This window comes from Comamonas sp. FG99, from assembly GCF_057808605.1.
The window spans coordinates 153,107-159,297 of record NZ_JBMDII010000008.1 but is presented as its reverse complement, the minus strand read 5'-3'; the positions used below and the strand labels follow the sequence as shown (position 1 = coordinate 159,297).

The 6,191-nt window shown below is 66.5% G+C and carries 5 protein-coding genes; 3 read left to right on the top strand and 2 right to left on the bottom strand.

From position 1 onward, the window contains the following. The first annotated feature begins 355 nt into the window (after positions 1–355). The 3 genes from ACODRX_RS07890 (at position 356) to ACODRX_RS07880 (ending at position 3,813) form a co-directional block, all read left to right on the top strand. Positions 356–2,668 (top strand): NADP-dependent malic enzyme, encoded by a 2,313-nt coding sequence (locus ACODRX_RS07890; protein WP_488870741.1) that lies wholly within the window; start codon positions 356–358, stop codon positions 2,666–2,668. Between the two features lie 154 nt (positions 2,669–2,822). After that, on the top strand, positions 2,823–3,242 hold the full coding sequence (locus tag ACODRX_RS07885) for a guanyl-specific ribonuclease (protein ID WP_488870740.1): 420 nt from the start codon (positions 2,823–2,825) through the stop codon (positions 3,240–3,242). 145 nt (positions 3,243–3,387) lie between these two features. Beyond that, positions 3,388–3,813, top strand: a complete 426-nt coding sequence (locus tag ACODRX_RS07880; RefSeq protein WP_488870738.1) for a barstar family protein — start codon at positions 3,388–3,390, stop codon at positions 3,811–3,813. 19 nt (positions 3,814–3,832) lie between these two features. Here ACODRX_RS07880 and rsmA read toward each other — a convergent pair whose 3' ends face one another. Both rsmA and ACODRX_RS07870 read right to left on the bottom strand, forming a co-directional pair. After that, positions 3,833–4,600, bottom strand: coding sequence for a 16S rRNA (adenine(1518)-N(6)/adenine(1519)-N(6))-dimethyltransferase RsmA (gene rsmA / locus ACODRX_RS07875; RefSeq protein WP_488870737.1), 768 nt, complete (start codon positions 4,598–4,600; stop codon positions 3,833–3,835). A gap of 172 nt (positions 4,601–4,772) precedes the next feature. Next, positions 4,773–6,185, bottom strand: a complete 1,413-nt coding sequence (locus tag ACODRX_RS07870; RefSeq protein WP_488870747.1) for a peptidylprolyl isomerase — start codon at positions 6,183–6,185, stop codon at positions 4,773–4,775. Positions 6,186–6,191 lie beyond the last annotated feature (6 nt).

Sequence of the window (6,191 nt, the reverse complement as noted above, 5' to 3'; positions counted from 1 at the left end):
TTGCGCTCCTTGTGCGGGTGGGCACACGCACGGCGTCGCGTGCCTAGCATTGACAACCCTGCCGGACTTGCGCGACCCCGTATTTGTGTGAACAGGCCCTAGCGGGCCCGCCCGCTGCCGTTGGCATGCGGCGATGCAGGCTTATTCCTGTGCAGCATGCACTTTTCAGCATACAACCAGCTTACATTGGGCTTTACTAGCTACGGAAAAGTCATAAGTGTTTTCTCCGATGGCTGCTTGACCCAGCTGGCCGCAAGCTGTCGGCGTCGGCCTACAATGGCCCATCCAGCGCCGCCGGCCCGGGATTTGGGGGCCAGCGGCGGTGCAACAGCGACATCGAGTGCCGGAGACCGCCATGCCTGAAATTTCTTCCACGAATTCCAATAGTGACAAACGCGCACTGCTGCGCCAGTCGGCGCTGGAGTACCACGAGTTCCCGCGTCCCGGCAAGGTGGCGATCGCCGCCACCAAGCCCATGGCCAACCAGCACGACCTGGCGCTGGCCTATTCGCCCGGCGTGGCCGCGCCCTGCGAGGAGATCGTCAAGGACCCGGCCGCCGCCTTCAAGTACACCAGCCGCGGCAATCTGGTGGCGGTGATCTCCAACGGCACGGCGGTGCTGGGCCTGGGCGACATCGGCGCGCTGGCCTCCAAGCCGGTGATGGAAGGCAAGGGCGTGCTGTTCAAGAAGTTCGCCGGCGTCGATGTGTTCGATATCGAGATCAACGAGAAGGACCCGCACAAGCTGGTGGAGGTGATCGCCGCGCTGGAGCCCACCTTCGGCGCCATCAACCTCGAGGACATCAAGGCGCCCGAGTGCTTCTTCGTAGAGCGCGAGCTGCGCAAGCGCCTGAACATCCCGGTCTTCCACGACGACCAGCACGGCACCGCCATCACCGTCGCGGCGGCCATGCTCAATGCGCTGAAGGTCGCGGGCAAGAAGATCGAGGAGGTGCAGCTGGTGGCCTCGGGCGCGGGCGCCGCGGCGCTGGCCTGCCTGAACCTGCTGCTCAAGCTGGGCCTCAAGCGCGAGCATGTGTTCGTGACCGACCTGGCCGGCGTGGTCTACCAGGGCCGCACCGAGCTGATGGACGAAGACAAGGCCAGGTTCGCCCGCGAAACCGACAAGCGCACGCTGGCGCAGGTGATCGACGGCGCCGACGTGTTCCTGGGGCTGTCGGCCGGCGGCGTGCTCAAGCCCGACATGGTGGCGCGCATGGCCGCCCGGCCGGTGATCTTCGCGCTGGCCAACCCCAACCCGGAAATCGCGCCGGAAGACGCCAAATCGGTGCGCGATGACGTGATCATGGCGACCGGCCGCTCCGACTACCCGAACCAGGTCAACAACGTCCTGTGCTTCCCGTACATCTTCCGCGGCGCGCTCGATTGCGGCGCCACCACCATCACCGACGAGATGGAGATCGCCACCGTCCACGCCATTGCCGAGCTGGCCCAGGCCGAGCAGAGCGAGCAGGTGGCGGCCGCCTACGTGGGCCAGGAGCTGAGCTTCGGCCCCGAGTACCTGATCCCCAAGCCCTTCGATCCGCGGCTGATGATGATGATCGCCTCGGCCGTGGCCCAGGCCGCGGCCGACAGCGGCGTGGCCCAGCGCCCGATCGCCGACCTGGACGCCTACCGCGAGCACCTGAAGACCTTCGTCTACGCCTCGGGCACCGCGATGAAGCCCATCTTCACCGCGGCCAAGAAGGCGAGCAAGAAGCGCGTGGCCTATGCCGAGGGCGAGGAAGAGCGCATCCTGCGCGCGGTGCAGATCGTGGTCGACGAGCGCATCGCCCGCCCGACGCTGATCGGCCGCCCCGCCGTCATCGCGCAGCGCATCGAGAAATTCGGCCTGCGCCTGAAGGAGGGCGCGGACTACGACGTGGTCAACGTCGAGCATGACGACCGCTACCGCGACTTCTGGCAGACCTACCACCGCATGACCGAGCGCAAGGGCGTCACCGCGCCCATCGCCAAGATCGAGATGCGCCGCCGCCTGACGCTGATCGGCGCCATGCTGCTGCACAAGGGCGAGGTCGACGGCCTCATCACCGGCACCTGGGGGCATACCGCCCACCACCTGCAGTACATCGACCAGGTGATCGGCAAGCGCGCCGGCGTCGCCACCTATGCCTGCATGAACGGCCTGCTGCTGCCCGAGCGCCAGGTGTTCCTGGTGGACACCCATGTCAACTACGACCCGACGGCCGAGCAGCTGGCGGAGATCACCATCATGGCCGCCGAGGAGATGATGCGCTTTGGCATCAAGCCCAAGGCGGCGCTGCTGTCGCACAGCAGCTTCGGCTCCAGCAACCAGCCCAGCGCGGTCAAGATGCGCGAGACCCTGGAGCTGCTGCGCGTGCAGGCACCCTGGCTGGAAGTGGACGGCGAGATGCATGGCGACCTCGCGCTGGACGAGAAGGCCCGCAGCGCGATCCTGCCGGGCAGCCAGCTCACCGGCAGCGCCAACCTGCTGGTGCTGCCCAACATCGACGCGGCCAACATCAGCTACAACCTGCTCAAGACCGCGGCGGGCGGCAACATCGCGATCGGCCCGATCCTGCTGGGCGCGGCCCAGCCGGTGCATGTGCTGACGCCCAGCACCACGGTGCGCCGTATCGTGAACATGACCGCGGTCACCGTGGCGGATGCGAATTTTGCACGCTGATACCGGCCTTTAACGATAGTTGACGCAAACTCCCTTGCGCCGAGTACCCTTGGGGACTGCTCAAATTTTGAGCAGTCCTCTTGCTTTTTGCGCCCGCATCCGTCACACTTTCGGCCTTGAATTGCGGGATAACCCGTATTCTTGAAAGGTACGCATGCTGAAGGCACTGGCCTCCCAGGGATATCGTTCGGTCGTTGCAGGTGTGCTGGGGGCATTGCTGCTGGGGACGGCGCTTCCCGGCATGGCGCGCGACAGCCGGTACGCGGCCGCGGCTTCCGGGGTGCTGGCTCCGGTGGAGCTGGCGGACTTGCCCGAGCAGGGCCGCGCCACCTATGCCTTGATCATGGACGGCGGACCTTTCCCCTATGACAAGGACGGCTCGGTTTTCGGCAACCGCGAACGCATATTGCCGCAGCAAAAGCGTGGCTATTACCGCGAATACACGGTGAAGACGCCGCGCGCGCGCAATCGCGGCGCGCGCCGGATCATCTGCGGCGGCAAGCAGCCTACGCGGCCCGATGCGTGCTATTACACCAACGATCACTATGCCAGCTTCCGTGTGATCGTCAAATGAGCGCTGATCTGACGCACCTTGTTGTCATATTTGCACAAGAAACTGCTTGCGCATTGCAGTGCAGCGGATCAACAATCAACGAGGCCCTTTTGGGGAATCGTGAAAACTCGAGTTGTCACACATGCTAATGGAAAGAGCAACGGAGATGGAAACTCCGCTTCTTCAGGAACAGGATACGCAGCTGCGTTTCGTGCGGCCCAACATCGTGCAGTCGATCCGGGCCTACCGGCTCCAGGACCTGCGCGACGCAGCCATGGCGCTGGGCCAGCATTTCCTGTACGCCAATCTGGCGCACGCGCTGTCCAAGGCCGACGTGCTGGAGCTGATCGGCACGCAGTTTCATTTTCCGCCGCACTACGGCAAGAATTTCGACGCCCTGTACGACTGCCTCACCGATCCGCTGCACAAAAGCGGCAAGCAGCCCGGCTTCGTCGTCGTGCTGGACCAGATCCCCACCGCGATGAAGTTCGACAAGGAGGCGCGCGAGCAGCTGCTCGACGTCTTCCGCGATGCCGCCGAGTACTGGGCCGAGCGCAAGATCCCGTTCCGCTGCTTCTATTCGTTTCTCTGAAAAGTAAGTAAATAGATACTTACTTTGGCGAAATTGCCGCGGCCAGCGCCTCGTATTCGGCCACCGGCACCTCCTCGGCGCGGCGCTGCAACTCGAAGCTGCCGGCAAAGCCCTGCGCGTCGAGCCAGCGGCCCAGCGTGTTGCGCAGGATCTTGCGGCGCTGGCTGAAGGCCACCTGCACCAGCTCCTCCAGCACCGCCGGATCGAGCGCCGCCGGCGCCTCGCGCGGCACCATGCGCACCACGGCGCTGTTCACCCGGGGCGGCGGATCGAAGCTCTCGGGCGGCACGAACAGCACATCCTCCATCGCGTAGCGCCACTGCAGCATCACCGACAGGCGGCCATAGTCGCTGGTGGCCGGCGCGGCCACCATGCGGTCGATCACCTCTTTTTGCAGCATGAAATGCTGGTCCTGGATGCGGTCTACATGCTCCAGCAGGTGGAACAGGATGGGCGACGAAATGTTGTAGGGCAGGTTGCCCACGACGCGCAGCCGGCGCGCGCCCAGCTGCTCGGCCAGCGCCGAGAAGTCCACCTTGAGTACATCGGACTCGAGCACCTGCAGCTGCGCGTGCTGGCGCAGCCGCGCGGCGAGGTCGCGGTCAAGCTCGATGACCGTGAGGCGGCCCAGGCGCTCCACCAGCGGCTGGGTCAGCGCCATCAGGCCGGGGCCGATCTCGACCATGGGCTCGCCCGCCTGGGGCGCGATCGCGCGCACGATGGCATCGATGATGCCGCCGTCGGTCAGGAAGTTCTGGCCGAAGCGCTTGCGGGGAATGTGTTTCATGGTTTTGCCGCCGGGCCGCCCCAAGGCAAAAAGCGCCCCTCTTGGAGGGGCAGCGACCCAACGAAGTGGGGAGCGTGGGGAGCCATTTTTGCCGCCGGGCCGCCCCAAGGCAAAAAGCGGCCCCCTCGGGGGGCAGGGAGCCACACGCAGTGGGCGAGCGTGGGGGCCATATTCATTGCGGCGGATCGCGGTATTCCACATAGGCGCGCGCCCGCGCCTCCTGGGCCCAGGTGCTGAAGGCCTGCTCCAGCTTCTTCTCGCGCACCTGGTCGCGCACCATGTCGCGCTGCTCGCGCTGGCTGAGCTTGGCCTCGCGGCGCTCCAGCAGCTGGATCAGGTGGATGCCGAAGCGCGAGGCCACGGGCTCGCTGATCTCGCCGGGCTGCAGGTGGTCAAGCGCCGCCTGGAACTCGGGCACGAACTTGTGCGGGCCGGCCCAGCCCAGGTCGCCGCCTTCCTTGGCGCTGCCGTCTTCGGAGTAGCGGCGCGCCAGGTCGGCAAAATCGGCCTGGTGGTCGGTGATGCGGCGGCGGTAGTCCTCCAGGCGCTCGACCGCCTGGGCCTCGCTCAGCTTGGGGCCGGGGCGCAGCAGGATGTGGCGCGCATGGTTCTGCACCGCGATCAGCGGCACCTCGCCGCTGGTTTTCTCGATGACCTTGAGCACATGGAAGCCGGCCGGCGAGCGGATGGGGCCGACCACGCCGCCCACCGGCGTGTTCCTGGTGGCGTTGACGAACAGCTCCGGATAGCGGTCCGCGGGCCGCAGGCCCATGGCGCCGCCGCCCCGGCCGTCGGGTACGTCGGAGTATTCGCGCACCACGCTGAGGAAGTCTTCGCCGCCCTTGGCCTTGTCGGCTGCCGCCTGGGCCTTGGCCTGCAGTTCCTTGAGCTGCTGCTCGCTGGCGTTTTCCGGCACCGCGATGAGGATGTGGCCGAGGTTGACCTGCACCGCCGCCAGGGGCGTGCCCGCCTTGGCCTTCTGCTCGCGGATGTACTGGTCGACCTCCAGATCGCTCACGCGCACCTTGGAGTCCACCTCGGCCTCGCGCAGCTTCTGGACGGTGAGCTGGCGGCGCAGGTCGGCGCGGAACTGGTCGCGGGAGATGCCGTCCCGGGCCAGGCGCTCCAGCATTTCGTCGATGCTGAGGTTGTTCTGCCGGGCCACGGACTGCTCGGCCTGCTGGATCGCGAAGCTGTCGACCTTGATGCCGACTTCGGCGGCCATCTGCAGCTGGATCTTCTCGGCGATGAGCCGCTCCAGCATTTCGCGCCGCACCGCCTCGCGCGGCGGCATTTCGCCGCCCTGGCCCTGCAGCTGCGCCATGGCGCGGTCGGTGCGCTGCTGGACTTCATAGTTGGTCACCGGCTCGGAATTGACGACCGCCACGATGTAGTCGGCCGCGCGCGGCGCGGTGCTGGGCGCGGGGCCACGCCCGTCCAGCGGCACCGGCGCGGTGATTTCGGCGGCGCCGCGCAGCCCAGTGCCGGAGGTGGAGGGAGTCTGCTGGGGCGTCTTGAAGCCCTGGGCGCTGGCGGCAACGGCTGTGGCCAGGCACAGGCTGCCGAGAAGAAAGCGATAGGTCATGGTAAT

Excerpts from the sequence above, each read along its gene's own strand:
- ACODRX_RS07890 (WP_488870741.1), top strand. The coding sequence starts at position 356 with ATGCCTGAAATTTCTTCCACGAATTCCAATAGTGACAAACGCGCACTG.
- ACODRX_RS07885 (WP_488870740.1), top strand. The coding sequence starts at position 2,823 with ATGCTGAAGGCACTGGCCTCCCAGGGATATCGTTCGGTCGTTGCAGGT.
- ACODRX_RS07880 (WP_488870738.1), top strand. The coding sequence starts at position 3,388 with ATGGAAACTCCGCTTCTTCAGGAACAGGATACGCAGCTGCGTTTCGTG.
- rsmA (WP_488870737.1), bottom strand. The coding sequence starts at position 4,600 with ATGAAACACATTCCCCGCAAGCGCTTCGGCCAGAACTTCCTGACCGAC.
- ACODRX_RS07870 (WP_488870747.1), bottom strand. The coding sequence starts at position 6,185 with ATGACCTATCGCTTTCTTCTCGGCAGCCTGTGCCTGGCCACAGCCGTT.